This window comes from Methylobacter sp. sgz302048, from assembly GCF_052162025.1.
Lineage (GTDB): Bacteria > Pseudomonadota > Gammaproteobacteria > Methylococcales > Methylomonadaceae > Methylobacter.
Genome location: NZ_CP197401.1, coordinates 3,873,814 through 3,900,168, shown reverse-complemented (window position 1 = coordinate 3,900,168; position 26,355 = coordinate 3,873,814). Strand labels below are relative to the sequence as shown.

Here is a 26,355-nt window from a genome sequence, read left to right as displayed (position 1 = left end):
AGAAGATAACCGGAAAGCGGGGTGATGAATCCGCCTTGTCAGCCCGTCGGCCTATCCGGTTAAAACCATTATACCTTTCTTTTTAAAGGCAGTACCTGTGCCGTTTCTATTAATCCGCCAGCCTCAAGCATGGCATCAACGGCCTTATTGACTGATTCTCTAACCGGGTCTTGGTCAAGCCTTGCATATATCGCCGTGGTGCTGGGGCTTTGATGATTCAGAGACTTGCCGATGATAACCAGTGACGCGCCGCTTTTCGCCTGCCAACTGCCTAACGTCCGCCGTAAGTCATGAATCCTTAAGTCCTCAAGGCCAGCCCGCTCTAAAACGCGCTTCCAAGCCTTTTTTGGCTCCATGATATGACCTGTCTTGCCAGTGCCGGGAAATACCCAGGCATCATCACAGCCAATCCGCTGCCGTAATATCTCGACCGCTTGAGGCGATAAGGTGACAGTCTGCGGTGTTCCGTTCTTGGTGGTTGGTATGCGCCACTCCGCCCGGTCAAGATTGATTTCCCGCCATTGCATAGCCAATACATTTGAGCGGCGCGCCCCCGTCAACAGTGAGATTAAAAAATAATCCCTGAATGTTTGGCTTGGTTCTTCCGCCAGTGATTGAAAGAAAGCCGGTAATTCATCAGACTGCAAGAACCTGTCGCGCTTGTTCTCAGAAAACTTCCTTATCCCCATTGCCGGATTCGGCCCCTTAAACAATCTCTGTTCGCCTGCATAGCTGAATAAACTGGATGCCAGCGCAATAACTCTATTAGCGGTTACAGGGTGATGCTTGCCAATTTCAGCATGGAGTCGCCCAAATTCAGTGTCTTTAAATTGCGATAGCTTCCGGTTTCCCCATTTTGAAAGGTAAAGCCCGAAGTCATACCTATACCCTTGCTTTGTCCGTTCGGATAGATAAGCCCCTCTACGGTTGCGCCGATGTTCAAGGAAGTTATCAAACAATTCCTGCAAGGTGGTCTCAGTCTTTAACGCCCTGACATCATTAAGCGGGTTTATCCCCTGTGCAATCAAGGCCGTAAGTCTTGCCGCCTCTTTTCTGGCGTTCTCTATCGATACATCAGGGAAACGGCCTATGGTCATACGCTCGGGCTTGCCGTCCATGCGTCGTTGAATAAAGAATGTCTTGGCCGTGCTGGTGCTTCTTAACTGCAATCCTGCGGCGTTCTTATGGGTATCATGGTAGGTGATACGTTCGCCAGATTCAGGGCAGGGCAGGCTTTCAAGCTTGGGCTTAGTGAAGTTGAAGTGGTTGGTCATGGTGCTACTCCGGTGCTACGCTGGTGCTACGCTTTAGGTCAAATTTCGTTAAATTTCATGTAGCACCGTTAAGCTCATAATACGCCTAACCGACTGTTCCGTAAAGCTTCATTAAGTTTTATTAATCAGTAGACAATTACGGGCTTTCAAATTCGTAATCAGTAGGTCGCGGGTTCGAATCCCGCCATTGGCTCCATATTTCATGCGGTCTTTAAGTACACACTCAACAGGGACGCATTAGCCCCACCTCAAGTAAAAATCTCAAGTTTAGATCTCAAGTCATGGTCCAAGGGACATGACTACGCAAAATGTCCCTTGATGATCTGCACTTAACAGGGCAACACCAAGGTATAGTCATTTCTGGTGTATGACTTAGAGAAGGATGCGGTATAACTTGTTGGTAAAAAGATCTCCGCAGATCCACCAGCATGAGGAAAACACCACCATGACTCATATAATGTCATTAACCTGAGCAAGCCAGAACAGAATGATTTTTGCTATCCTTTAGATACTTGATGCACTGCTATGCCAAGTAAGCAAGATGGCATACTTTCAACGGCAGGGTCGAAGCGATGAATAAGAAATTCAAGACGAAATACTGTCAAATGCTTTCATTATGGTGGAGTCGAAGTACACAAACAGCATCCAGGCGCCTACTTGATGAATTACAGCTTCAATCCTAAGGTACGTGCCATCAGCCATGTCTCATTTCTATTTGTCTGGCATAAAAAATTGCCCGCTATTTTTGCCACTCTTGGCAATTTAATCATGGGAGCTAGACAACTTCGGATGTTTATTAAGTGCATTTTCTGTTCCATTGCGCCTTAAACTTATGTCATTCTTGTTTCCTCTAATGTCGCTATCGATATTTAATCACCCTTATGACTAAACCGCTTTCAACCGCTGTGGACCTGGTCAGGCAGTATGGCGGCCCCGTGTCGCACGTTGCTCTGGATCCCTCGCGCAGCACCTTTCGCACTCCTGCCGTTGACGGGCTGATTAACTTTTTACTCGTGTGCAGGTGTGCTGTTGTGCAGGGCGATCCGATCTGTGCACCGGAAAATAAAGCCTGCTTGGCTGATGCTTTTGCAGACTATTGCGCAGGCAAAGGCTGGTCGATCTTGTATGTCACTGCAACGGTCAGCATGCAAGCCTATGCCCATGAGCGCGGATATGCCTCGATGGAGTTTGCCAGTCTGCTGATAGCCGATCCTCAGAACGATCCTGAGGCAGGCCCACAGGCCCGCCATCTGCGCCAGCACCTCAATCATGTGCGGCGAACGAGCGTGACCGTGCGCGAGTACTTGGGGGAACCTGATGCGCAGATGGAAGCACAGGCAGAGGCAGCTTGCAAGGCTTGGCGGCGGGCTCGCCATGGGCCTCAGATGTATCTGGGCCAGCCACGACTTTTCGATGATAAAGTGGGCAGGCGCTGGTTTATTGCCGAACAGGCGGGCGAGGTGGTCGGCTTTCTCTCCATGCTGCAAGTGGGCTGCACTGAGTGCCAGCGCCTGATCAACCTCGTGTTTTCCACGCCTGCTGCCCCACTCTATACCAACGAACTTATGATAGTCACTGTCCTGCAGGCACTACGAGAAGAGGGTATTGGTTCGGTCTGCCTGGGAGTTGGGCCGCTGGAAAAACTGGGGCGGATTGAGGGTTGCAGTGCCATGTCTGAGTGGATGTCTCGCAAGCTTTACTACTTGTTTGCGACTAAGCTAATTCACCAGTACGGCAAGACGGTATTCTGGGAAAAATTTCGCGTGGCGCAAAGAGAGCCTTTATATCTGCTTTTCCAATCGCCTCGCATCGGGCTAAGGGAACTTTACGCTTTATCGCGGGCTGTTCATTTTTCCTTGACTGGATAAGCTTGCGCCACGCGGATGGTGGCCTGGTTGGGCGTCGGCATTGGCAAAGCCGGTCCACCCTGGAGATGCTGGAGGAAAAAACCAACAGTCGCGCGCCTTGCCGTGATGCGCACTTGGCGCGAATCCGCCGTGCCGCTGCGGCATATGCCGTAGCCGAATCGGTCCGGTTCGTCCAGCATCTGCACATGGTCAGCATCCCTCAGCGTCAGTTCGATGGTTCCAGTCGGCGCCCGTTCGAAGAATCGCAGGTAATTAGTCGCTAGCGGCGCACAGATACTGGATGCGCGCCAAGCGACTTCCGCGCCGATTAGCAGTAAAGGGGCCTTCAGGCTGGCAAGCGGGCCGTGCACTACCGAGACGCTGCCGTTGTCGTCGGGATCGATGGCCACCACGCCAGCAAATCCGCCGTATTGTGCGGCGGCAAGCACCGCATCTTTGCCGCCCATTGAATGGCCGGCGATGCCGATTTTTTCCGGATTGACTCCTTGAGACTGGACTAGCCAGTCAGCGATTACTTTCGCATCGTGGGACAGTTCGAGGTCGCTTCTGAACAGCGAATACCAACTGCGCACGGCCACGACAAAGCCACGGGAGGCGAGTGCACGGGCGTAACTTTCATACTGGTTGTCAGAAGCCATGCGGCCTGGCAGGAAGACAATAGCGGGCGCCGGTTGTTGTGGATGGGCGGGTTTGTACAGCACGACTTCCAAACTCTCGCCTTGATGCAGAACTTCGACCCGCGAGGAGTCAACCCGCTGCAGGCCAGGGCCGGCCAAGTCGTTTTCTGACAGGCCTACCGCATCGGTTGCAAGCGTATCGAATGATGGGTGTTTCCAGAAGACATTGCTGTTGGCGGTCGACAAAAGCAGGCTTGTGGCAAGAATAAGTAGGGAAAAACAACGGTAGTGGAGCATCGTTGATGAGTATATATGAATACCCGATGAGGAGGAAGAAATATACAGAGACACCACAAGGCAGAGTGCGCTCTTTACCTGTCGCCCTTGCAATAATCTTCTCGCGGACGTGCCCGGCTTCGAACGGGTGCTGTTGGGCGAGGCGAACTGACAAAGAGGTCGTGAAAAGGGCATAAACCTTCCGTTTCATGGATTTCTGTTCCAGATTATTTTCTTCATAAAATTCATTAATTTCGCGAACGTCGGAAGCTTCTCGAAAATGGTATGACACAGCCCTTGCATGGTGCCTGAAGCGAATTGTCCGGCGGAGGAGATTCGGCCCAATCGGCCTTGTCTTTTACGTGCAGATCTATTGTATTTTCTAATCGAACTGTAAGGCTGTATCCGATCCACAAGTGAGAAGCTTTTATAAAATTTTCAGGCTGAATCTAACCCGACAGACACTGCTAGTAAAGTCAGCGTCTGTCAGATTCTGAACCTTTAAATACAGCAAGATTTAATTGTCATCTATCAATCACCAGAGAAATGTCATCAATCTGCCATTGGCCTGCTGGAGTAGGGATCATTCGGACTCGAAGCTGATGAACTCCGGCTGTAGGAACTGTATAGGTACATTGCGTAACAGCGCTCACCCATCCATCAAGTACATTAGGGGTGCCATTGCCGGATACGAATACATTGTTTGAGCCAGACGGCGGGCAAACAGTTGGGCCAGTTGGACCAGCGGGATCTATAAAAATCGTGGAACCCAGCGTGGCCGAAAAATTGCCTAGCCTTGCACCAACGGCATTAAAAATGACGCGTATCAGCGTGTTTGGGCGTGATGTATTAAAGGTGATTGTTTGACCGCCAGCCTGCGGGCCATTGAGGTCGAGATCTCTTGCTGCTGCGGCATTTTGTGGGCTGTTGTTCTGTGTTGCGAATAAAAGGTCGGCATTAGCCGTGTTGGCTATAAGCCCGAAACCCAGGATCGCCGTTAAGCTACCTAAGTAACGCATTTTCTTATTTATTGATCGTATATTCATGTTTTTACCCTCATTGTTGTATAAAAAGTAAAACAGCGTGATCAAAGTTTTCTCCTTCCTGATCGGTTACTTATCTAGCCTTGTCCCTGTAAGTCTTACTCGGCGTTTTGCGGTATCCATTCGAATTGAGTATCCATCTTCGGATTGAGTATCCATCTCTTCCTGATCAGCTACTTATCGAGCCTTGTTCCTGTAAGTCTTATTTGGCATCTTGCGGCATCCCTTCAGGTTAAGGAGGCATCGTTTGTTCTTGAGATTCCTGGGATTCCTGTTCGCTTGGCTGAGCGGAGGGCTCTTCCAGAGATTTCATGAGTTGTGCGGCAAGTTCTGATACTTCCGGATCGTCATCTTTTTGAGCAGTTGCTAGAGTATCCAGGATATCAGATGTTCCGATTGAACCGTTTACGGAGCGGTCGAACAAGCCAGCAAGGGCAATAGAGCGGATTTTCGCAGAAGCATCGTTTTGAGCCAGATCTTTGAGCGTATCCGGCGGCAAGTCTATCTGAGCCCGCAGAGCGGCATCCAATGCTTGAATACGGATGAGTTCATCAGGGTCCGTCAGTGCGTTTTTTGCAATTTCGGTTGCAGCGCTGCCTTGCTGCTCAACCATATTGGTAATAGCTGAGGCCCGCTTGTTGATTGAGTCTGCATCCGTTATGTCTTGTATATTCTCATCGGCGCGCGTTGCAATTGACGGAGAAACTGGCGCCAATTTTTTTCCTTGGCCTTGCGGATAGACCCAAACAGTTGCCAGGCGAGCTGATTTGGCGTCGTCTCGGGTGTAAAAGAAAAAAATATCATAATTCTCAAAAAGCCGGTGCAAGCCCTGCTCTATAGAAAGATCGTGAAACTGGATTGTGGTTGTTGGATTTGCTATGGCCTCGCTCATTACAATAGTAATCCCTGATTGTTGGGCGATTTTATACCCAATGTCTTGAAGCGGATGTCCGGAGGCCTCAAGGCTTAAGTGGTTAGATCTGAATAGAACATAAAAGGGCGATGGATTGGCCGGTTGATCGGTATTGTTTGGGATCTTATCTTGAACTACTGAGCCCGATGCAGAGTCAGAATGAGGTAGGGCGGACACCCGGGAGGAGTCGGCGGCACCAGATTCTCTCTTCGTTTGTTCTGTTACCGGGCTTGGCAGATTTGGCCACAGCCAAGATATGAAGCCAATGGTCATGGCCGATATGATCACAATCTTTATTGTTTTCATAAGGAAACCTCCATCTAACAGGCGCGGGGTCAAATTCTCCTTTATTTAACGTACCGCGTAGCCGACTGAATGCGGGCGACACACAGGTTGCAGTCCGAGTTGATGTGATGGTTAGTTATTGATGTCGTGCCAAGTTAAATTCCTATGCTTTTATGGCTATTATTCATGTTTTTAAGTGGATTTCTATTCGTGCTTTTACTGTCTAGCTAAGCAAATAGTTAGAACGATAGGCTTATCAACTTAAAAAGTGGTCCTTACCATTTGCAAATAATGGTGGGCTCCGCTAAATGCTGAAAGGGCAACCATGATGGTTCTTATCGGGTATTCGAGCATCCAAATACCTCGATGGGGTGTTATCTGAAATATTAAATGAATCTTATGCTTCCGAACTATGGATAAACAAAATTTAGTCTGTTCTGTTTGCGGCGGAGCTTGTTTGTTACTCGATGTCGTGGACTTCAATAAATCCTGTGAGGAAGCAAGAGGTAAGTTTCTCAGTCTTGCAGGAATTCCCGTTTACTATGCTCTCTGTAGCAAGTGTGGTTTTTGTTTTAGTCCAGAGCTATACGTATGGACGTTAGACGAGTTTGAGGAAAGGATATACAACGGTGAATACATCTTGGTGGATCCTGATTATATCGAAACCAGGCCTCGAGCAAATGCCGCTACGTTGCTTTCCATGTTTAGCAATCTTCCTCATCCTATTAGGCATCTTGACTATGGCGGGGGAAATGGGCTTCTCGTGAAGCTCCTGCGCGAATCAAATTGGGAGTCCATTTCCTACGATCCTTTCGTAGACAGGAACATTAGCATTGAGCAGCTCGGAAAATTTGAACTAATTACTGCATTTGAAGTTTTTGAGCATGTTCCCGATGTTCAAGAGTTGATGTCGAATTTGCGCTCACTGCTTTCTTCGAATGGGCTTATATTATTTTCGACATTGTTGTCAGACGGAAACATTTATCCCAACCAACGGATAAGCTGGTGGTACGCATCCCCCCGCAATGGGCACATCAGCCTGTTTTCAAGAAATAGTCTCGCAATTCTTGCGCAAAATAGCGGATTCAATTTTGGTAGCTTCTCGCAAGGTTTGCATGTTTTCCTCACAAATGTGCCGCCTTGGGCCGCTCACATTATTCAGATGGGTTAAACCAGCAATTCACTGATCTGCACTAAAAGTTGTCAAGATCAGTGATCCCAAACGTTCATCGCCATCCAACCGGTATTTCGCCAGTTTAGCGTCTGTTAAAGTTATTCTCGATGCCTGCAATAAAAAACGGAAGCTGGTCGCAGACGGCCATCGCAGTAGAGATCATCGCCTGGTTGATGGATTTCAAAATAGCGCCTTTAAGTTATCAGTGAATTCTGAGTATAGAAAAATTCCAGATAAATATTGGTGCTCTTTCTGGGGCCGAAAGAGTTGATAGCAAATACCATTCCTCACGGATTCATGGGCGCAATTGTTCGGTTCATACAGGCCCAAATGAGTATATCGGACGAATGGTTGGGAATTCTGCTTAAGGGTGATGCGTCCTGATTTGATCCTTTCCAGCAAACTCTTGGACCTAACCTGGATCTGGGGATTAACGGACGGCCTATCGGCAGACTCGGTGTGTTTATAGTGAAGAAGCCGACGAATGCGGTCCGCGTTGATTACGATGGTGCCTACAATTTCATTGTATTGCCAAGCACTTGCATCATTAGGCTTCGAAATAAAGCTTTTTTGCAAGCATATAGGACGACTTCAGCCGCCAGTAGCTTATTCAAGCATAAAAAGCGACAGGAGTTGCTCCAGTGGTTTTTAAGCAGATGCCATCTTTTTTAGATTTTTCTCTTTTTCACTTAGCCGACAATCGTTTTCTGCGTTGCTTTGGCTCTTTCTGTCCTGCAATCATCTGCAACAGCTAAATTACAGGGATGAACGAATATAGAAAATGCATAAAGCCATAAATGGCGTGTAATAAAACATTGACAATGGTTGCTTTAGGCAAAGCAGGAGCGATCGTTGAGGAGCTTTTTAGCCTTGTCGCCCTATACAGCCTACTTCCTTGTAGGCTTCCCGGTGAAGGAAAGGCAAAAATTGTGTAAATCCGGACAATTTAAGAATAAATTAGGTGAATAAGTTCTAGATATCATCTAAACCAGACAGTCCGTAGACAGACCAGTTAGCAGAATCAACGGCACCTTCCTCATTGTCTTTATTATTGTAATTAATTCGGCATACATATCTTTTGGTGGCGGTAGATGAGTCGCTGGTTACATCGACTTCAGCGTTAATCACATACTGATAATCACCAAGGCTCCAGGCATTAATAGGTTTTTCAGGAAAGTTAATTGTCACATCTGAACCGAGCTCTGATTTAATGTAACTGTTGCAGTGTGTGAACGCGAGATCTGTAAGAGAATTGGAAATAGGGGAAGCGCTACCTTGATCTTTGGTGTCAACAAGAAATAAATCTGACTGAATAACTTTGTAGATCAAGGGCATGATGAATTCCCGCTGAATTAATATCAGCCCAACCAAGCCGACGGCGAGGACTAAAATAGGGTGTTTTCTCAGAAATAAGATAAGATTTTTTTTCATAAGATTTAGAAGTTACATCAGAAAAATAGAAAGGATGGACAAGAATTTTAACAGAAATCAAAGTTTTAACAGCAAGGAAATTTATCGTGAATGAAGTGAATATGAGACAAACAAAATTCAGAATTGTTTTTGACTTGACAAGGGTAATCGAACTGGTAGACTGAGCGCTCACTAAATAGACTTGGTGACATCCTGATTCTAGAATTAGAAGTAGGGGTGAGAAAATGGAGTTGTAACAATAGACTCCCGGCTAATAAACCGGGGATTTGATAATTTTTAGGAGGTAGAAATGGCAGCTACAACTGAATCAGTGAAAGCTGATGCTGCGGAAGCACCGCTGTTAAATAAAAGAAATATGTTTCTCGGAGCAGCACTCTATATAGTGTTCTACGGTTGGGTTCGTTGGTATGAAGGAATTTATGGCTGGTCAGCTGGTCTGGATTCATTCGCACCTGAATTCGAAACATATTGGATGAACTTTCTGTACACCGAGATGATTCTTGAAGTAGTCACCGCATCAGTTCTGTGGGGTTACATCTGGAAAACTCGTGACCGCAAAGTGATGTCAATCACTCCAAGAGAAGAGTTAAGAAGACACTTCACTCACTGGACATGGTTGGTAATGTACGCTATCGCTATTTACTATGGTGCTAGCTACTTCACTGAGCAAGATGGTACATGGCACCAAACAATCGTTCGTGATACTGACTTTACTCCAAGCCACATCATCGAATTCTATTTGAGCTATCCTATCTACATCATTACTGGTTTTGCTTCATTCCTGTATGCAAAAACAAGACTGCCTACATACCAACAAGGTCTGGCATTACAGTACATGGTATCAGTAATTGGTCCTTTCATGATTCTGCCAAACGTTGGTCTGAATGAGTGGGGTCACACTTTCTGGTTTATGGAAGAGCTCTTCGTTGCTCCTTTACACTATGGCTTCGTATTCTTCGGATGGGCTGCTTTGGGTGTATTAGGTGTTATCAACATCGAAGTTGCGGCTTTCTCTAAACTGCTGAAAAAAGACTTAGCTTAATTTAGAGTCTCGGTTGTAATAACTATCTCCTGGCTGTTTTGCCTCTTTTCAAGGCAAAACAGCGTAGTGAAGATGGTGTTAATAAAAATAATTTAAATCCTTTAGGAGGTAAGCTAATGAGCGCATCTCAATCAGCTGTTCGTTCGCGTGCAGAAGCGGTAAAAGCTTCACGTACGTTAGACTATTTGATTCTCTTCACAGCGTTTTTCGTTATTCTGGGTGGTTATCACATTCACTACATGTTGACCGGTGGTGACTGGGATTTCTGGACTGACTGGAAAGACAGACGTCTGTGGGTGACTGTTGCACCTATCGTTTCAATCACTTTCCCAGCTGCTGTTCAAGCATGCTTGTGGTTCCGTTACAGACTGCCTTTCGGCGCAGTTGTTTGCGTACTGGGTCTGCTGTTAGGCGAATGGGTTAACAGATACTTGAACTTCTGGGGTTGGACATATTTCCCAGTAAACTTCTGCTTCCCTTCAAACCTGGTGCCAGGCGCTATCGTTCTTGATGTTATCCTGATGTTGTCAAACAGCATGACATTGACAGCGGTTGTTGGCGGTATGGCATGGGGTCTGTTGTTCTATCCTGGCAACTGGCCAATCATTGCTCCATTGCACATTCCTGTTGAATACAATGGCATGATGTTCACTCTGGCTGACTTACAAGGTTACCACTACGTAAGAACAGGTACTCCTGAGTACATCAGAATGGTTGAAAAAGGTACACTAAGAACTTTCGGTAAAGACGTTGCTCCAGTATCAGCATTCTTCTCTGCTTTCGTGAGTATCTTAATTTACTTCCTGTGGCATTTCTTCGGTAAATGGTTCTCAAAACCTGACTTCGTTCAGTCTGCATAAGAATCGTTTAACAGAAAACTACACATTAAAAGGACTAGAGGCAACCGTATTATTTCAGTTGCCCTAGGATACTCGGAAAAACAATAGACTCTCTATTACAGAGGAGGATATATGAAATTGATTAAAGACAAAGTTGCGAAACTATCCTTTGTCGCACTGCTGATGACTGTCACAGCAGCGATGTTCTACACGCCAACTGCATCTGCTCATGGTGAAAAGTCACAGGCTGCTTTCATGCGTATGCGTACTATTCACTGGTTTGACTTGAACTGGTCAAAAGAAGAAGTAGCAGTTAACGATACAATGACAATTTCTGGTAAATTCCACGTTTTTGCTGGATGGCCAGAAACTGTTGATAAACCAGAAGTCTCATTCTTGAACATTGGTATTCCAGGTGCTGTATTTATTCGTGCAGGATCATGGATCGGTGGTCAATTGGTTCCTCGTTCAGTTACTCTGGAACTGGGTGAAACTTATGAGTTTAAAGTATTGTTAAAAGCACGTCGTCCAGGTGACTGGCACGTTCATACTATGATGAACGTTGAAGGCGGTGGTCCAATCATCGGTCCAGGTAAATGGGTAACTATTACTGGTACAATGGGATCATTCACTAACCCAATCACAACTTTGACAGGCGAAACAATCGACCTGGAACACTTCAACCTGGGTAACATCTACTTCTGGCACGCTTTCTGGTATGCTCTGGGCTTAGCTTGGTTGGTATACTGGGCTCGTAAGCCAATGTTCGTTCCACGTTCAATTGCAGTTGAATCAGGTAAAGCTGATTCTTTAATCTCTGCTACTGACAAGAAAGTTGCTATGGCTTTCGGAGCTGGTACTATCGCTATCGTTGCTTTCTCAATGGGCAGCACTAACGAACAGTATCCTGTAACTACTCCTCTGCAAGCTGGTTTGATGCGTGGCATGAAACCAATTGAAATGCCTGCACCAACTGTAAGCGTTAAAGTTGAAGATGCTTCTTACCGTGTACCAGGTCGTGCTATGCAAATGACACTGACTGTTACTAACAACGGTGATTCAGCTATTCGTTTAGGCGAATTCGAAACAGCTGGCGTACGTTTCTTGGATCCAGCAGTTTCTGAAGATACAACTAACTATCCAGATGACTTGTTAGCTGAAGAAGGTCTGACTGTTAGCGATAACAGCCCACTTGCTCCAGGCGAATCAAGAACTGTTGAAGTTACTGCTTCTGACGCTGCATGGGAAGTTTATCGTTTAGCTGACTTGATCTACGATCCAGACAGCCGTTTTGCTGGTTTGCTGTTCTTCTATGATGAAGCTGGCAACCGTCAATTGGTTACTGTAGATGCTCCATTAATCCCAACATTCATCTAATGAATAATTAGCTGATAACACTGGTTGTCAGTTAAGGGTTAAGACCCCCGTTACCGAAAGGTAACGGGGGTTTTTTGTTTGTGAAAAATAAAAGAAAAGATATAACAATTAAAGATTGAGTAGTAAATTTAATAAATGGATTGAAATCGCGTAAGGATGGAATTAACGTAAATCAACAGAAATCGATCATATTTTGAATGATTTAACATGCTTATTAAGTATATTCAAAGCGATAATGACTTTACATTGGGATAAGGATGGCCATAAATGCGGTTGAAGTAATTTATGCTGAGACTGTCTGTAAAATGAAAATTTCAGAGAATAAGCTGGCTAATACTTTAAAAACATTAAATTTCCGGAAATAATAAATAAGGCTACAGTTATTACGTGTATTACGAGCAGAAATCATCATGGAGCACAATGTTTGTGCAGAAAGATTGTGTATGGGCTGGATTTTTTCACTAATATTGCACAGGTTGTGAGGCGCAGGCGGAGCAAGGCAATTGTTGTTCTGGATAATAAAAAGTTGGACAAGACGAAAATAGACAGTACATTTTTGCTACTTGAAATTAACGGCGCTGTTAAAAATGCTGGAATTGAGCAATTTTTCAGAAAAGAATTGTGTAAAAATTGATCATTTTTAGAAGGTTGAGGCGCGAATTGAAGACAGGTTAGAAGTGAACGCGACGGGAGAGGTCAATGTATCGCCCTGTCCTCGTGTCAAAAGCGCAGCAATTAGGAAAATCGCCAGCGACTTTTAGATAAGCCGGTCAGTGGCAATTGGTTGTATGCTTTTGGCCTCTTCCTATGGTGATGCCATAACGGCGCTACGAGTTATTTAATGATGTTTAGAGAGTAAGCGGAGTTGTTGAAAGCATACTTGCTTTAACCGTTTGAGATCATTAATGATGAGTTTATTCACCAGAAACTGGGCTGCTGTCATAAAGGCGGTTATTGCTGACGGTAACAATGCGAGAATGTAATTAACCTGAGTTCGGGGTAAAGAAAGGAAGCGCATTTTTGTTATATAAAGAAAAAAATAAGTTTTCGACGCTCGCTAACTTTCTCAAACTAAAACTAGCTACTGACGAACACTCTTATTCTGCGATGTGGACGATTTTTTAGGCTGAATGGCAAAAAATTAAGGCTCATAATGGATTCCGGGAGGGGATAGCTGATGATCAGCTCCAGCAGTGAACTTAATAACGCTTTACCGCGTTTTCTGGCGTTATGCACAAATTCAAAAAAGCCTAAATAAATGGGCAGATGCGCCTGGGAAGCCTCGCGATGCGGGCGTAACCAGAGGAGCGCAGCAGTGACCAAAACCCTTCCATGGTGCTCACATGCACTTCATAAAACCCATCACCCACCCCTGAAAATCTGGGTGCTGTGCTTGTATTTTATGGGCTTGAACTTATCGAACGCGCAGATTGCCCGCGAGCTGGACTTAAATGAATCGGACGTTCAGTAAATAACTCGCCAGTTGCGGTCAAGGATCGTCAGCAAAAGACCGGTCGTGGTACTGGAGGGCGAGGTCGAATGCGATGAAGTTTATGGGGGGGGGGGGGGGCTGGGCATAAAGGCCAACCGGAAGCCGTAAAAAAAGGCCGAAAAGGTCGGCGTAACCGCTTAAAAGGCGCTCGTGGACGCGGCACGCTGGACAATGTTCAGCAAGCGACCATCCAGCCCGTTATATCCAAAGCATCATAGTGCCGGGTACGCTCATTTATATCGATGAATAGGCAATTTATGACCGCCTGGCGTCATGGGGATGCGCACGAAAAAGTGTTTGCCATGGTGTCGGAGGATATGCTTGCGATGAGGATGGTGGCCCGCGAAAATCGTACCGGTTAAATCGTCGAATTTGCGCTGACAAGCCGTGCAACTATAGCGCTGTCGTTCAGGTTAGGTATCATCCTTGCCTGCTTGGTAATGGCTTCTGAACCGTAATGGGGGCAAGACACTTTACCTGAGCAGCGCAAGGGCGCGAACTGTTTCAAAGCATTTGGCATTATCTAATAGCTGAGGTAAGGCAATCATCCGTCCTATCTGGGGATACTGAACCTCAAATTCAAGACTTGCTTTAAATAGGCTTGGGTATTTCCCCGGAATCCAATAAGAGCCATTAAGAAATGTTTCTGAAAAAAAATTTTCGTTTATACAAAAAACCCAGCATAAAGCTGGGTTTTTTGGTTCTTTGATCTCTATTGATTAAAGAGAGATAGAGCTAGAAACTTTTTGTTTAGTGCCATCTGGATCATCGATGCAACCAGTTAAACCAACGATCATCAATGCCATAGCTAAAAGTGATAATACTTTCTTCATAATAATATCCTCCATAGGGGTGTAAATTATTTTTATATATTTTTTGCGCCAGTTTTTAAGCACAAGCAATTTATATCACGACTGCATGGATGATGCAATATAAAATCCCTCGAATTTTTTAGGATCATTATAGTTCATTGATATTATCGGGTAGATCAAAGGTGATTACGCCATGATTCCATTTGGCAGTGCCAATAGTGCTCCATGGTGAAGAAAAATTCTTGTGCAATTGATCGTAAACCCAATAAGAAGGCGCATCAATTTTCTTGAGTTTTATATGAAACACCGTTTCGTCGAGCTTTAAGTCAATTTTTTGTCCCCAAAAAGCAGTGACCTTCATAATAAACTTATGTAAACGCTTGTTATCAATATTGGGCGTAACAGCAATGTTAGCCCACATGGAGTGAACTCTGCCCCAATTTGGAGCCAGTAATCGACCTTGCTCGTTAACAAATGGCAGCCAGCGTTCAACATTATTCTGATCGATATACGTAATGGCTAAGATATGGTCATAGCCGGCAAAATGATCATGCAGGTATAGGGCATGGGGTATGATGCCTAAAAAGCTCTGAGAGGTCATAAGGAGTGAATTGCTGGCCTGAGCGAGAGCAACGCTGAATGCATTTTGCTTTGTGTCCAGCTTGAATCTATAGATGAAGCCATAATGTATAGTGCTGTTTAATTGCAGAAATAATATGGCAATAAGAACTTTTGAGACTCGCATTGCAAAAAGCTTAGGCGAGCGAGCAGCGAATTGTTCAAAGATGCGATGATAAAGACTATTATCAGGCAGTTTTGTGGCAACAATGCATTCAGATGAACAGGTAATACGAGTGCGAGAATCTGCAATGGTACGGTATTTATTGGCTGCATATTGATAAATGCCGGGCAGGCGCATAACCAGACTGACTGGCAGCAAATAACCCATTTTGGCAAATATTTGAATGTAAGTATCGATGCCGGAATAGATGCGGTTGTCATTATCCAGCGCATATAAATCGGTGAGTAAGGTCTTGCTATCTATTGGTGCAAGAGCCGGATATGCGGAAGCGTATTCTTGCGCTGATTTAAAATCGATGCGCTTGAAGATGTCAAAATGGTTGAGGGTGAGGACAGTTCGATTACAAAGAGGGCATTGTTGATCATAAAATACAGTAAGTGCTGGTTGCTTCGAAGTGATCAGTTCGCCAATAGATCGCCACCAGCTGAAAGGGATGAGCAGCGTATAAAACGTAAGCATGCCCATGCCAAAAGGATAAATATTGAAAGACAGGGCAATGCCTAAGTGAAGTCCAATCCCGATGAGAAGGTAAACTATACGTAAGCAAGGATTGGAGAAGAAAAATATAAAAGTAAACTGAAAGACCAAAATAGTGTAGCCAATGGTTTTTTCCAGAAGCTCGTTGTTCAGCAAGGGGGTCATGTCAATTGCTGAAACATAATAAGGCTGTGTTGCCGGCAGCCAGGACCCGAGGCCATTGCGCCAGTGTTCGGCAAACATTTTATGGATAGCCGAATCAAAGTAGAGAAATCCAAGACAGATAGCGACAGGCAAATAATAAGCAAGCGCTGAAACAGTTGGTTTGGAATAAGTGCTGTAGTGCACAAAGGGAGTGCTGAGCTTGTATCTGAGGCTATCTATGGAAAAAGCGCGATTGCCGGGCATAAAAAGCAGGAAGAATCCTGCTCCTATCATGAATACATCAAAGCCTCCGTCAAAATCCCTTTGCATAGGGGTAAAGTTAACGAAAATGATCCAGAAGATATAGTTGCAAATGATCGCGAGTTGATAGCGATACCCGGCAACAATAAAAATAGCAATAACTCCCCATAGGCACAGGAAGAAGGGAATCATAGGAAATTCCACATCCAGATAGGGGATTGGATCAAAAATTAAGTGGTTGAAATATAACAGGAAGATAATTTCCTGCAGTGTGACCAATCCGTAAAAAATTCGGAATAAACCAACGCCTGTTGCAGGTGCGCGTTTGGAATGGAGGCTTGAAATCTTGGAAGAGAGTAATTTATACATTTTCTAAATTCGAAAATTCGAAACAATCAATGTATAAATTATAAAATAAATCTCAATTTTTAGGGGGGAATTATGAAGGAAACTGAGGCCGCCGCGAAAACACAGACTGATGCGATACGAGCGGCCAAAGTAGGGACGGAATTGTTAAATCTTACTTTTCGTCGTCTGGGTGCTCAGCGAATACCCATTTTACAAGGAAGTAGCCAGCAGCAATAACAACTACTGCGCCGATCATGCCAGCTGGTGATTTTAACATTTCGGTGATATCTAAGATCGCTCCCATGAGTGTCCTACCTATAATTTGTAATTTAGAAACTGCTAATGATATAGCAAACGGAAATCGTATGATACTTTAGGTGAAGTTAAAGTCAAGGCTTAATTATCACATAACTTTATGAAGAGATTGATCAAGAGATATTGCTCCGAGCTGAAATTTAAAGCTCGAAAGCGGGTGTGTTATACTTTAAAATCTAAAGCTTGAAAGCTGATATGTCGAGATAAAAAGATGAAAAAATACGTTAAGATGTTACCGCTCGTTGCGATTTTCTTTACGCTTTCTGCAAATGCTGATGTCCAATTGAAGGATAAATCTGAGATTTTGGGTAAATGGGATTTATATGCGGAAGCGATCAAATTGAATGGAGAAAAGAAGAAAATCACTGTTGAGTGGGATTTTAAGGAGGATGGTACGCTTGAAACAACAGCGACTGACTCTGTCGGTCGAACCCCTGAGTTTAAAGCTAACCTGAAGTACTTCGTGGAAGATGGCGTACTGAAAAAACAAAGCACACCTGGACGAGAAAAGTATGAATCATGTAAGGTTGTTGAAAAAGACAATTCCCAAATGGTTTTAAAATGTACATATCTTTTCTTCTTCCTGACAAAAAAATGATAATTAAAACAGAGGTATAACGATGATAGGCGGTATTGTAATGATTATTGCGGCTCTCTGGGTTTACCAGTCGGCCATGAGAGCAAAAGTAAACAATGTATTGATGTGGGTTGGGATTTGTGCAGTGGCTTTTTTTATTGTGCAAATGCTATTGGTTCAGTTCAACATCTATATTTTGGAAGCGGTCAGAGGCAGTGAGTCCAGCAGTGGATATGAGCGTGATTTATTGACCATTGGCGACAGAAAGAATGAGGGCGGCTTTCAAGGAGTTGGCGGTATATTGTTATCAGTATTTTTTGAATTGATGCCACCAATCGCTGGCTTTTTAGCAGTTGCGGTGATTCGCAATAAATTTGTTCTTAAAGAAGAATTTAATTTAGCTAATTTATTCAGCGGCATTAAAGAAATGTTTCAAGGTATAAAACAAAGCTTTAAAACCACAGAAAAGTAAAAGATAAGAGTAGTCATAAAATAAAGCTCAAGCGATGCTTGGGCTTTTTTTATGACTATTGCATGCTGATTCCTAAAGCACATGGATGAATTTTATTCGAGACAGTATTGGGTATATTTATTCAATATATCAAAGACTTAATTCTGGAAAATATGAAGGCTCCAAGTTGTTGGCCGAAGTTAAGTTCACGTCAATGCTGCGCCTTGTTTAATCGGAGGCAGAGAAGAATCTTCTAATGAGACATCGGAAAAGCGCAAACTTAGTCGCCAACGATAACTGAGACAAGTGAGATGAGACCAAACACGAAAAGAACAATAAAGATTGCCCCTACAATAACATAAGTTGAAAGCGAGCCCTGTTCAAAGTCCTTTTGTCTGTTCTTTTCACTCCGTACACCGACGACGGCAGACAGAACGCTCTTAATTACTTGAATTACTGTTGGTTTCGACATGTCCTTCTCCGATAGAAATATTAAAATAATAGTGGTTGATTGCTCTTTAAGCAATGTTTATATTCAAGCCGATTATCGCTATCAATCTTTATCCTAACTGATACCACCTTGGCAGTGTCAATGAGCAAAATACAATTATTAAAGCAGCTATTATCCCAGAGAATCTTATTTCTTGATGGTGCGATGGGTACAATGATCCAAAGCTACAAGCTGGAAGAAAAAGACTATCGGGGTGAGCGTTTTGCCGACTGGGCTGTGGATCTTAAAGGTAATAACGATCTGCTATCGATAACTCAGCCCGACATTATCAGAGCCATTCACCAAGCCTATTTTGAAGCCGGCTCTGATATCGTTGAAACCAACACGTTCAATGCGACCAGCATCGCCATGGCCGATTATGAAATGGAATCGCTGGTTTATGAGATCAATGTTGAATCAGCGCGACTGGCAAGGCAAGCCGCCGGCGAATTCACTGCAAAGACGCCGGAAAAGCCGCGGTTTGTCGCTGGTGTTTTAGGACCCACCAATCGCACGGCCTCCATGTCGCCCGATGTCAACGATCCGGGATTTCGCAATATTTCCTTTGACGATCTGGTTGAAGCGTATACGGAAGCGACACGCGGCCTTATCGACGGCGGCGCCGATATCATTCTGATCGAAACTATTTTCGATACGCTCAATGCCAAAGCGGCCATTTTTGCGGTCGAACAATATTTTGAACAGATTGGTTATAAGCTGCCTGTCATGATTTCCGGCACGATTACCGATGCCTCGGGCAGAACGCTTTCCGGACAGACTGTAGCCGCCTTCTGGAATTCGCTCAGGCATGTCGAGCCGATAGCGTTCGGTTTTAACTGTGCCTTAGGTGCAAAAGAACTGCGTCAGCATATAGATGAACTTTCAACCATTGCAGGTACTTACGTTTCCGCGCATCCGAATGCCGGTCTCCCTAATGAGTTCGGAGAATATGACGAGTCGCCGGAGGCGATGGCCGAAGAGTTGGCCGATTGGGCGCGCAGCGGCTATCTGAATATTATCGGCGGCTGTTGCGGTACCACGCCGGCGCATATCAAAGCGATAGTCGAAGCCGTAAAAGAATACAGTCCGAGACCTATTCCCGTCATCGAGAAACAGTGCCGGTTAGCCGGACTGGAGCCCATGAATATAGGTCCGCAGACCCTATTTGTAAATGTGGGTGAGCGCACTAACGTAACCGGTTCGGCCTTATTCAAGAGATTGATCGTTGAAGGCAATTACGAGGCCGCGCTGGACATCGCCAAACAGCAAGTTGAGAACGGCGCCCAGATTATCGATATCAACATGGATGAAGGCATGCTGGACTCCAAGCAAGCGATGGTGCGCTTTCTTAATCTGATCGCGTCCGAGCCTGATATCGCCAGAGTGCCTATCATGCTCGATTCGTCCAAATGGGAAATTTTGGAAGCCGGCTTGAAATGCATCCAGGGCAAAGGCGTCGTTAATTCCATTTCACTCAAGGAAGGCGAAGAAGCTTTTATGCAGCACGCCAAGCTGATCCGCCGCTATGGCGCAGCTGCTATCGTCATGGCTTTTGATGAAGAGGGCCAGGCCGATACCAAAGACAGGAAAATCGAAATTTGCCAGCGGGCTTATAAGATTCTTACCGAGCAGCTCGGCTTTCCTGCTGAAGACATCATTTTTGACCCGAACATTTTCGCGATCGCGACCGGTATTGACGAACACAATAACTACGGTCTGGATTTTATTGAAGCCACAGGTGAAATTAAACGCACCCTGCCGCATGCGCTGGTCTCAGGCGGCGTGTCGAACGTGTCGTTTTCATTCCGCGGCAACAATCCGGTAAGAGAAGCAATCCATGCTGTATTTTTGTACCATGCCATCAATGCGGGCATGGACATGGGCATCGTTAATGCCGGCCAGCTCGCGATCTATGCCGACATTCCTGAGGATTTGCGCGATGCGGTCGAAGATGTGGTATTGAACCGTCACGCGGGCGCAACGGAAAAATTGCTGGAACTGGCCGAGAAATACCGTGGCGAGGGCGGCAGTGCGGTAAAACAGGAAGACCAGGAATGGCGCAGCTGGCCCGTCAATAAACGCCTGGAGCACGCACTGGTCAAGGGTATCGACGAATTTGTCGAGGAAGATACCGAACAGGCGAGACTGGAAGCCGAAAGGCCTCTGCACGTCATCGAGGGCGCGCTGATGGATGGCATGAATGTGGTTGGCGATCTGTTTGGCGCCGGCAAAATGTTCCTGCCGCAAGTCGTCAAATCAGCTCGGGTCATGAAAAAAGCCGTCGCTTATCTGATGCCTTTCATGGAAGCTGACAAGTCCGGAGAAATGAGAACCAACGGCAAAATCCTGATGGCGACAGTTAAGGGCGATGTCCATGACATCGGTAAAAATATCGTCGGCGTCGTGCTGCAGTGCAACAATTATGAAGTCATCGATCTGGGCGTCATGGTGCCGGCGGAAAAAATCCTGCAGACTGCGCGCCTGGAAAACGTCGATATTATTGGCTTGAGCGGCCTGATTACGCCGTCTCTTGACGAAATGGTGCATATGGCCAAGGAAATGGAGCGTCAGGGTTTCGATATCCCGCTGATGATAGGCGGTGCGACTACATCGCGCGCGCATACGGCGGTCAAAATCGAGCCCAATTATCATGGACCTACCGTTTATGTAACCGATGCATCCAGAAGTGTCGGCGTCGCCAGCAATCTGCTGAGCACTGACCTGAAAGACGATTTCATCCAGAAAATCCGTTCAGAATACCAGGAGGTCAGGGACCGGCACAAAGGCCGCGAGGCAAAAACCAAGCAACATACCCTGGCTGCGGCAAGACGCAATAAATACGTCTGGGGCAACTATGAGCCGGTCAAGCCAACGTTTCTGGGCACCAACGTCATCGATCATTTCCCGCTGGACACGCTGGTCTGGTATATCGACTGGACGCCTTTCTTCCAAACCTGGGAAATGGCTGGCAGCTATCCGAAAATATTCGCTGATAAAGTCATCGGCAATGAAGCCAGAAAGTTGTTTGACGATGCCCAAGTCATGCTGAAGAAAATCATTACCGAGGAATGGCTGTCAGCCCGTGCCGTTATCGGCTTTTTCCCGGCCAATAGCGAAGGCGACGATATCATTGTCTATGCTGATGACTCACGTCAGCAAAAGCTCGAGACTTTGCATCATTTGCGGCAACAGAATATAAAGGCGCCGGGCCGGCCCAATTATTGCCTGTCCGATTTTATTGCGCCGGTAGATAGCGGCAAAACCGATTATATCGGTGCATTCGCCGTTACAACCGGTATCGGCATAGAAGAAAAACTGCGTCAGTTTGAACGGGATCATGACGATTACAGCGCCATTATGCTGAAGGCTCTGGCCGACAGATTGGCCGAAGCATTCGCTGAATACATGCATGAAGCGGTCAGAAAGGAATACTGGGGGTACGCCAAAGACGAGGCTTATGCTAATGAGCAACTCATTAGTGAGGACTATCAGGGCATCAGGCCGGCGCCTGGCTATCCGGCCTGTCCCGACCATACCGAGAAAGCGAAGCTGTTTGAAATGTTGAATGTGACTGCAAACACGTCAATAGAACTGACCGAAAGCTACGCGATGTATCCGGCTTCGGCTGTCAGCGGCTGGTATTTCTCCCATCCTGACGCCCAGTATTTCAATGTCGGAAAAATCGACCGCGACCAGTTAGCGGATTATGCGCAGCGCAAAGGCATCGCCGAAGAAGTGGCCGAGCGTTGGCTGGCAACACATTTGCATCATTAATATCAAAAATACCAAGCATGACAATCAAAGAGAAGACGGAACGACTAATAGAAAGGCTCATGTACGCCAGTCGCTGGATTCTGGCGCCGATGTATGTCGGCATGAGCCTGGCTTTGTTGGGACTTTCAATAAAATTCTTTCAGGAGCTGTTTCACTTCATCCCTCATATCCTCGAAGCTGACGAATCCGAAATGATTCTGAAATTGCTGACCTTGATCGATATGACGCTGGTGGCAAGCTTGATCGTTATCGTCATGTTCAGCGGCTATGAAAATTTCGTCTCCCAAATGGATCTGAGCGAGGAAACTGAGAAGCTCGACTGGCTGGGCACGCATGATTACACGTCCCTTAAAATGAAGGTGGCCTCATCGATAGTTGCGATTTCCTCAATCCATCTATTGAAAATTTTTATGAACGCACAGACGACCGATAATGACAAAATCATGTGGTACGTCCTGACGCACCTGACCTTTGTGATATCGGCCCTGTTTATGGGGTATCTTGAAAGGCTCACCAAGCACTGATGATAAAATTACTACTGTTAGGTACGGCGGGCTGCCATCTGTGCGAAGAGGCGGAAGCCATCGTTGCTGCATGCAGAGCGCAAGCTACCGATCAACTGACTGTCGAGACGGTAGACATAGCCGAGCAGACCCAATGGCAGGCGGATTACGCGGTACGGATTCCCGTTTTATATCATCCGGCAACTCAACAAGAACTGGGATGGCCGTTCGGCCGAAATGATGTTAACGAATTTATTAGTGGACTAGCAATGACTGAACATTACAGAATTGAAAAAGACAGCATGGGCGAATTGGAAGTGCCGGCCGATGCTTTATACGCGGCGCAAACGCAACGCGCGGTCAATAACTTTCCGGTCAGCGGCTTGACCATGCCGCCGGCTTTCATTAAGACCGTAGCGTTGATCAAGCAGAGCGCGGCCAAGGTCAATATGGAACTGGGGGAACTTGACGTTGCTATGGGTCAGGCCATCGTGCAGGCCGCCCAGCAGATCATCGATGGCGGCCATAGCCAGCATTTTCCGATTGACGTGTTCCAGACCGGCTCCGGCACCAGCACCAATATGAACGTCAATGAAGTATTGGCTAATCTGGCCAGCCAAATTGCTGGGCAGCCGGTCAGTCCGAATGATCATGTCAATATGGGGCAGAGCAGCAATGACGTGATTCCGACCGCGATCCATGTCAGCGCCGCAATCGAATGCCGGAAAATATTACTGCCGGGGCTGGCGCATTTGGCTCAGACACTGGAAGAAAAAGCAGCCAGCCTCGATCATATTACCAAAACCGGACGCACGCATTTAATGGATGCGATGCCCGTGCGCCTGAGCCAGGAACTGGACGGTTGGGCGCTGCAGATTCGCAATGGCATCGATCGCATCAATTCTGCGCTGCCTCGGGTCTATAAATTGGCTCAAGGCGGCACGGCAGTCGGGACGGGCATCAATGCTCATCCCGAGTTTGCGGCAAAGTTCGCACAGACGCTCAGCAAAGAAACCGGTTTGCCGTTTGAGCCAAACGCATCGTTTTTCGAGAGTCTGAGTGCCCAGGACGCCATGGTTGAATTGTCGGGCCAGATGAAAGTTGTAGCGGTCAGCCTGATGAAGATCGCTAACGATTTGCGCTGGATGAACAGCGGGCCTCTGGCTGGTCTGGGAGAGATCGAACTGCCGGCGCTGCAGCCTGGCAGCAGCATTATGCCCGGCAAGGTCAATCCGGTTATTCCCGAGGCGACGGCTATGGTGGCTGCCCAGGTGATCGGCAACGATACAACGGTCACTATTGCCGGCCAATCAGGCAATTTTCAGTTGAATGTGATGTTGCCTGTGATCGTACACAACATTCTGCAAAGCATAGAACTGCTCGGGAACGTCAGCCGTTTGCTGGCCGATAAAGCGATTGCCGGTTTCACGGTCCGGGAAGACAATCTGCAGCAGGCTTTGGCGAAAAATCCGATATTGGTGACGGCCCTGAATCCGATCATCGGCTACCTGAAAGCCGCCGAAGTCGCGAAAGCCGCTTATAAGCAGGGCCGTCCGATCATTGACGTCGCCGCTGAAATGACCGAACTAAGCCGGACGGAACTGGAAAAACTGCTAGAGCCCGCGCATTTAACTCAAGGCGGCATAAACGAGTAACCCGTATTTGGCAGGCGGACTGCAAGTTCCGGCCTCTGAACGGCGCCGGATGTCGATGCTTTCCATGAGAGATTCGCGCCTGTCATTTGCCAGAAACAGACACCGGTCAGAATAGGGGCAATGATATTGCCCCGACTCAATCTGCAATTTTCTTTTACGGATTATAATCCCGAACAAACGGCCTGCTATATGCGCCGTTTTGATCGGATCTATCAAGGAAGTGGCGGTTAATTTTTAGGTGGCTCTGCCGGTTGAACAGGTGCTGCCGGTTGAGTTGGCACCACAGGTTGGGCAGGGGGCGCTGGTTGAGCAGGTTCTGCCGGTTTCGCCTGTTCCGCTGCCGCTTTACCGTCTTCTTCGGATTCTGTGATAACGGCCGCAATGCAGTCCATCATGCTTTCGGTATAGTTGTTATGAGCATCGGCAAGCGCCTGGGGCGAACCAAAGTCATTGCGTAGTTCTTCCAGCGTCTTTTTGGGATCTTTCGAATCCATCAGAGTCAGCATCTTGGTATAGTTGCGGTAAGCCGTCATGCGATTAGGATCGCCGGGGAAAATACCGGGCATGTTTTTCGTCGTCAAGTCAACGACGCAATCAGCCATATGCTGAGGGTCAATTTTATAGTCCTGGATGTCTTTTTCTTTCTTCATTTGTTCCAGTACAGCCTGTTCATATTGCTGTTTGTCAGCACAGGCCGAAAGAAACAACGCGGATATGGAGATCAGCAGTAGTTTTTTCATGGATACGTTACCGTTATTTATTTTTTTAAATTGAAATGTCAAATCCATCATTATACGCATATTGCCCGCTATACGGTTCATGATTGCATCAGATAAGATACAGGACGTTTCTTAACGCGTGCTGATGTCCTGCATGGCCTGCCTGATCCAGGCTTCGGCCTCGGCATTGATATCGGCGGCTTTGCGGCCCTGGCTTTCAATGGGGGGGCCAATTTTTACCTTGATCGTTCCCGGATATTTTAAAAAGCTGTAACGAGGCCAATACTCTCCGGCATTAAGCGCAATAGGTATGACCGGATAACCTGATTTTTGCGCCAGCATAGCACCGCCGGCGCCGAATTTCTTTTCTTCGCCGGGCGCTGTACGCGTGCCTTCCGGAAAAGTCACGACCCATAAACCTTCCTGCAGGCAAGCGGTGCCTTGGTCCAATAGCTTACGCATGGCGGCACGTTGATTTTCGCGGTCTATTGCTATCGGTCTGAGCGTCGCTAGTGCCCAACCCCAAAGCGGCATCCAGAGCAATGAGCGTTTTAATAAAGTAGTTTGAGGCGGAAGAATATGTCTTAACGCCAGCGTTTCCCAGGCTGACTGATGCTTGCTCAGTACGATGGCCGCATCCAGTTCCTTGATATGTTCCAGTCCTTCAACCTCATAGCCGAGACCGCAGAAAAATTTTGTCATCCACACAACAAGGGAACACCAGGCAGTGGCGATTTTATAGCGCACGGAAAAAGGTGCCGGCATGCACAAAAGAATTAATATGCCGTCGATTGTCGCGGTAGTGAAAATGCTGATAAATAACAGGGCTGAGCCGAGATAAAGCCTGAGTTTATTGCCTTGAAACGAGGTACTTTGCTGCGTCATAGAGATTTTCAAAAACAGGAATATTGAGGTTGGGATTATCCGTCAGGGTTTTTTGGCCTTTGCCGGTCTTGACCAGCATCGGGCTGGCGCCGACAGTCTGAGCGGTCTGGATATCGCGTAGCGCATCGCCGATAAAAGGCATGCCTTGCAGGCTGACTTGTTTGTCAGCCGCAAATAATTCCAGCAGGCCCGGTTTGGGTTTTCGGCAGGCGCAACCGTCATCGGGGCCGTGCGGACAAAAATAGATGCAGTCGATTTCGCCGCCTTTCTCGGCAGCCAATCGGCGCATTTTGGCATGGATCCGATCCAGCGTGGCCTGATCGAACAAGCCGCGCTGAAGACCTGATTGGTTGGTGATGACGGCGACCTTGTAACCGTGCCGGTTGAGCAGGGCGATGGCCTCAAGACTGCCCTCGATCGGCCGCCACTCTGCCTCTGATTTGATATAGTCATCGGCGTCATGATTAATGACGCCGTCACGGTCTACCAGAACGTATCGATCCATGCCTGA

General features: G+C 46.6%; 21 protein-coding genes. 10 read left to right on the top strand and 11 right to left on the bottom strand.

The window, feature by feature from the left end:
• Nucleotides 1-68: 68 nt before the first annotated feature.
• Complete coding sequence (locus tag ACTNE6_RS17455) at nt 69-1,274, bottom strand: tyrosine-type recombinase/integrase (protein ID WP_442497654.1); 1,206 nt, start codon at nt 1,272-1,274, stop codon at nt 69-71.
• A gap of 881 nt (nt 1,275-2,155) precedes the next feature.
• On the opposite strand from ACTNE6_RS17455, the gene ACTNE6_RS17450 reads away from it, so the two are divergent.
• Entirely contained in the window at nt 2,156-3,142 is a 987-nt protein-coding gene (locus tag ACTNE6_RS17450; protein ID WP_442497653.1) for a phosphatidylglycerol lysyltransferase domain-containing protein, read from the top strand.
• Here the strand turns inward: ACTNE6_RS17450 and ACTNE6_RS17445 are convergent.
• The 3 genes from ACTNE6_RS17445 to ACTNE6_RS17435 form a co-directional block, all read right to left on the bottom strand.
• Nucleotides 3,121-4,005: a dienelactone hydrolase family protein gene (locus ACTNE6_RS17445; RefSeq protein WP_442497652.1), complete on the bottom strand. Its 885-nt coding sequence runs from the start codon at nt 4,003-4,005 to the stop codon at nt 3,121-3,123. The two genes, ACTNE6_RS17450 and ACTNE6_RS17445, sit on opposite strands and share 22 nt — an antisense overlap.
• Before the next feature lie 554 nt (nt 4,006-4,559).
• Nucleotides 4,560-5,126 carry a hypothetical protein gene (locus ACTNE6_RS17440; protein WP_442497651.1) on the bottom strand — a complete coding sequence of 189 codons (567 nt, stop codon included), beginning with the start codon at nt 5,124-5,126 and terminating at the stop codon, nt 4,560-4,562.
• Nucleotides 5,127-5,310: 184 nt separating this feature from the next.
• Nucleotides 5,311-6,297 carry a HEAT repeat domain-containing protein gene (locus ACTNE6_RS17435; protein WP_442497650.1) on the bottom strand — a complete coding sequence of 329 codons (987 nt, stop codon included), beginning with the start codon at nt 6,295-6,297 and terminating at the stop codon, nt 5,311-5,313.
• A 391-nt stretch (nt 6,298-6,688) separates the two neighbouring features.
• Here ACTNE6_RS17435 and ACTNE6_RS17430 point away from each other — a divergent pair, with 391 nt between their 5' ends.
• Nucleotides 6,689-7,447 (top strand): class I SAM-dependent methyltransferase, encoded by a 759-nt coding sequence (locus tag ACTNE6_RS17430; protein ID WP_434484537.1) that lies wholly within the window; start codon nt 6,689-6,691, stop codon nt 7,445-7,447.
• A gap of 975 nt (nt 7,448-8,422) precedes the next feature.
• Here the strand turns inward: ACTNE6_RS17430 and ACTNE6_RS17425 are convergent.
• Nucleotides 8,423-8,881 (bottom strand): hypothetical protein, encoded by a 459-nt coding sequence (locus tag ACTNE6_RS17425; protein ID WP_194968269.1) that lies wholly within the window; start codon nt 8,879-8,881, stop codon nt 8,423-8,425.
• Nucleotides 8,882-9,170: 289 nt separating this feature from the next.
• On the opposite strand from ACTNE6_RS17425, the gene amoC reads away from it, so the two are divergent.
• From amoC to amoB, 3 genes are all read left to right on the top strand, one after another.
• A complete protein-coding gene (gene amoC / locus ACTNE6_RS17420; protein WP_194968270.1) occupies nt 9,171-9,923 on the top strand; it encodes a bacterial ammonia monooxygenase, subunit AmoC in 753 nt (250 codons plus the stop codon).
• A gap of 116 nt (nt 9,924-10,039) precedes the next feature.
• On the top strand, nt 10,040-10,783 hold the full coding sequence (gene amoA / locus ACTNE6_RS17415; protein WP_194968271.1) for a bacterial ammonia monooxygenase, subunit AmoA: 744 nt from the start codon (nt 10,040-10,042) through the stop codon (nt 10,781-10,783).
• A gap of 111 nt (nt 10,784-10,894) precedes the next feature.
• Entirely contained in the window at nt 10,895-12,139 is a 1,245-nt protein-coding gene (amoB, locus tag ACTNE6_RS17410; RefSeq protein ID WP_194968272.1) for a bacterial ammonia monooxygenase, subunit AmoB, read from the top strand.
• Between the two features lie 2,452 nt (nt 12,140-14,591).
• Here the strand turns inward: amoB and ACTNE6_RS17405 are convergent.
• The gene (locus ACTNE6_RS17405; protein WP_442497649.1) at nt 14,592-16,496 is read right to left on the bottom strand and encodes a DCC1-like thiol-disulfide oxidoreductase family protein; all 1,905 of its coding nucleotides are present in this window, start codon (nt 16,494-16,496) and stop codon (nt 14,592-14,594) included.
• Nucleotides 16,497-16,647: 151 nt separating this feature from the next.
• On the bottom strand, nt 16,648-16,779 hold the full coding sequence (locus ACTNE6_RS17400) for a hypothetical protein (protein WP_255528651.1): 132 nt from the start codon (nt 16,777-16,779) through the stop codon (nt 16,648-16,650).
• Nucleotides 16,780-17,001: 222 nt separating this feature from the next.
• On the opposite strand from ACTNE6_RS17400, the gene ACTNE6_RS17395 reads away from it, so the two are divergent.
• Nucleotides 17,002-17,388, top strand: coding sequence for a hypothetical protein (locus ACTNE6_RS17395; RefSeq protein WP_194968274.1), 387 nt, complete (start codon nt 17,002-17,004; stop codon nt 17,386-17,388).
• A gap of 22 nt (nt 17,389-17,410) precedes the next feature.
• Nucleotides 17,411-17,839, top strand: a complete 429-nt coding sequence (locus ACTNE6_RS17390) for a hypothetical protein (RefSeq protein WP_194968275.1) — start codon at nt 17,411-17,413, stop codon at nt 17,837-17,839.
• A 259-nt stretch (nt 17,840-18,098) separates the two neighbouring features.
• Here ACTNE6_RS17390 and ACTNE6_RS17385 read toward each other — a convergent pair whose 3' ends face one another.
• Nucleotides 18,099-18,290: a DUF2970 domain-containing protein gene (locus tag ACTNE6_RS17385; RefSeq protein ID WP_194968276.1), complete on the bottom strand. Its 192-nt coding sequence runs from the start codon at nt 18,288-18,290 to the stop codon at nt 18,099-18,101.
• Nucleotides 18,291-18,410: 120 nt separating this feature from the next.
• On the opposite strand from ACTNE6_RS17385, the gene metH reads away from it, so the two are divergent.
• Genes metH through ACTNE6_RS17370 form a run of 3 tightly spaced genes read left to right on the top strand, consistent with a single transcriptional unit; the run spans nt 18,411 to nt 24,240 of the window.
• Complete coding sequence (metH, locus tag ACTNE6_RS17380; RefSeq protein ID WP_442497648.1) at nt 18,411-22,082, top strand: methionine synthase; 3,672 nt, start codon at nt 18,411-18,413, stop codon at nt 22,080-22,082.
• A 17-nt stretch (nt 22,083-22,099) separates the two neighbouring features.
• Nucleotides 22,100-22,606 carry a TIGR00645 family protein gene (locus tag ACTNE6_RS17375; protein ID WP_194968278.1) on the top strand — a complete coding sequence of 169 codons (507 nt, stop codon included), beginning with the start codon at nt 22,100-22,102 and terminating at the stop codon, nt 22,604-22,606.
• Nucleotides 22,606-24,240 (top strand): aspartate ammonia-lyase, encoded by a 1,635-nt coding sequence (locus ACTNE6_RS17370; RefSeq protein WP_442497647.1) that lies wholly within the window; start codon nt 22,606-22,608, stop codon nt 24,238-24,240. Before ACTNE6_RS17375 ends, ACTNE6_RS17370 begins: the two co-directional genes overlap by 1 nt.
• A 227-nt stretch (nt 24,241-24,467) precedes the next feature.
• Here ACTNE6_RS17370 and ACTNE6_RS17365 read toward each other — a convergent pair whose 3' ends face one another.
• Genes ACTNE6_RS17365 through gmhB form a run of 3 tightly spaced genes read right to left on the bottom strand, consistent with a single transcriptional unit; the run spans nt 24,468 to nt 26,349 of the window.
• Nucleotides 24,468-25,031, bottom strand: coding sequence for a hypothetical protein (locus ACTNE6_RS17365; RefSeq protein ID WP_442497646.1), 564 nt, complete (start codon nt 25,029-25,031; stop codon nt 24,468-24,470).
• Between the two features lie 60 nt (nt 25,032-25,091).
• Nucleotides 25,092-25,844, bottom strand: a complete 753-nt coding sequence (locus tag ACTNE6_RS17360) for a lysophospholipid acyltransferase family protein (RefSeq protein WP_442497645.1) — start codon at nt 25,842-25,844, stop codon at nt 25,092-25,094.
• Nucleotides 25,810-26,349, bottom strand: a complete 540-nt coding sequence (gene gmhB / locus ACTNE6_RS17355) for a D-glycero-beta-D-manno-heptose 1,7-bisphosphate 7-phosphatase (protein WP_442497644.1) — start codon at nt 26,347-26,349, stop codon at nt 25,810-25,812. Before gmhB ends, ACTNE6_RS17360 begins: the two co-directional genes overlap by 35 nt.
• Nucleotides 26,350-26,355: the final 6 nt, after the last annotated feature.